The 2336-nt window shown below is 34.1% G+C and carries 1 protein-coding gene and 1 pseudogene; both read left to right on the plus strand.

Annotated features, from left to right (window positions below):
* Window positions 1-1198: pseudogene (locus OC683_RS02310) on the plus strand (reverse transcriptase/maturase family protein); the annotation flags it as partial.
* 135 nt (window positions 1199-1333) lie between these two features.
* Window positions 1334-1960, plus strand: coding sequence for a triphosphoribosyl-dephospho-CoA synthase (locus OC683_RS02315; protein ID WP_304514928.1), 627 nt, complete (start codon window positions 1334-1336; stop codon window positions 1958-1960).
* Window positions 1961-2336 lie beyond the last annotated feature (376 nt).

The raw sequence follows: 2336 nt of genomic DNA on the forward strand, positions 1-2336 counted from the left end.
CCATCAATCATGAGATTCTCATAAGAACCTTAAATCGATTCATCAGAAAGAATAAAGTCCTCTCAACCGTTAACAAATGGTTGAAAGTCGGCTTCATGAAAGATGGGATCAAATACGAATCCTTATCCGGTTCTCCTCAAGGGGGAATAATCTCTCCTCTGTTGGCGAATGTATATTTACATGACATCGACCTTCAAATGGAGGAACTAATTAAAGAATGAAAACCAATTTGGAAGAAGAACCCAGAATATAAGAGAGCATGGCTTAAAAACCAGCACCAGAGACTGGGGATTGATAGTTCTATCAACCTAAATCCAAAACCAAGAGTCGAATACATCCGCTATGCTGATGATTTTATTATTGGCGTTAAAGGCGAGTATGACAAAGCTGAAGGGATTAAGAATCAAGTAACGCAATGGTTAGAACAAGATTTAAAACTTACCATTAGTAAGGACAAATCAAAAATTGTCAAGGCCAGCAAAGGAACTAGGTTTCTATCCTACTTGATTAAGGTTAAACCAACCAATAAAACACGTGAAAGGAAAACTACAAAGAATTCCTTAAACGGTAAAGTTCAAATCCAAGTTCCCAAAGCAAAAGCCGAAGAATATGGACACGAATATAATTGGTTAAAAGAGGGAAAGGTGAAACACAATGAAACTTTAGCGGATAGAGACGAATTAGAAATAATCCGAACCTATCAAACCATTGTCTGAAATACTTTTGCTTAGCTAACAATCTCGGTGTTTTAACCCATCTAAATTATCTAGCTGAAGATAGCTGTTTGAAAACACTGGCAAGAAAATGGAAAACATCGATTGCCAGAGTTCGAAAGAAACTTAATATAGGTTCAACTTGGGCCATTCCTTATCTTAATAAAGGGAAAACCCAATATGAACCATGGGTTGTCTACTCTTGGGACAAAATCAAAAAAATGCGTAACTACAAGGGAAACCCTGATACTACCATCAATAGATTTTTATTCCAGAGTCGTACACATCTAACTGACCGTCTAAAAGCGGAACGTTGTGAGAACTGCGAGAAAACAACCCAACTTCAAATTCATCACATTGGGACAGTTCGCAATGCGAATTACCAAAGTATCATGAAAGTATTATGTAAAGATTGTCATCGCAAGATAACCAATCAACAAATACATGATATCAAAAGAACAAGAACGATAAGAATAAATAGCTAACTAACCGCAAGGGGAAATTAGTTCTCGCAAGAGAGTAAATTATGGAAAGCCGGATGCTTGGAAACTTGCTTGTCCGGTTTGGACGGGGGCTGATTGTAAATAAAATAGCAAATACAAATCGCTATATAAAACGCAATTAATCTATCCGTATTAGAGACTGAGCTTTTATGTTATCCTTCCTTAGGTTTAGTTTCTATAAATAGTTGCGGATCTCATCAAGATATGAATTTTAATCTTTTTATGAAGTCTAAAGAAACTTTTAGTGTTTATTTTTATCATATTTATAATTTAGTTTTATCATATAAATTATTAAATTTTCATAAATTAAGATTATTAGGTATAGAACAAGAAAAACGCATGTTTAAAGCGACTAATAATATAAATACTCATAAAGGTTTAATTTTTTCTTTCGGAATTATTTATTATATAGTTTCGTATAGTTTATTTAATAATATTCCTTTTGCTCGTTGGCATTTTCAAACATGTCAATTAACTAAAGAATTACTTAAAGATTTTTTATATTTTAGTAATAAAACTCCTGGTGAAAAGATTTTTAAAAAATTTGGAATTACGGGAGCGCGCGGAGAAGCTTTATCAGGTTATTATAAAATTTTTTTTCAAGGTTTACCCTTTATTTTGCGTATCTATAAAAAAAATCCTTATTTAAAATCTCAAGAATTTTATTTATGTTTGTTAATTTTTTATATGAGTATTATTGAAGATACAAGGGCGCCAAAGAGGCCTAAATTTCGTGCTATCTAACCAATAGCCAGAGCCGATAAACTCTGAAAGGAGATGGTCGGTCTAACAAACGAAAGAATGCCAGATTACAGCAGACCATAAAAGCGGGTTGCGACGAAAGCAAATTAGTCAAGACGACTCCGCCACCGAATAACTCTATGGAGAAGCCTGAAATGGCCTAAGAAGGAAAATTGATGTAATTTCAAAACCTGTTTGGAAGTTGCTGAAACGGACAGTCCAGAGTCTACTAATATAAGTTGTATGTATTGAGTAGTTTATCAGATAAAGAAACCTGGAATCAGCCTCTCAAGAAGAGGGTACTTCCCCTAAGGAATTAAGGTCGAAATTTAGGGTAACTTGGAGAATCCTAACACCAAGTAATGAAATTTACTAATCC

The sequence above is a fragment of the Candidatus Phytoplasma crotalariae genome (assembly GCF_030586865.1).
Lineage (GTDB): Bacteria > Bacillota_I > Bacilli_A > Acholeplasmatales > Acholeplasmataceae > Phytoplasma > Phytoplasma citri.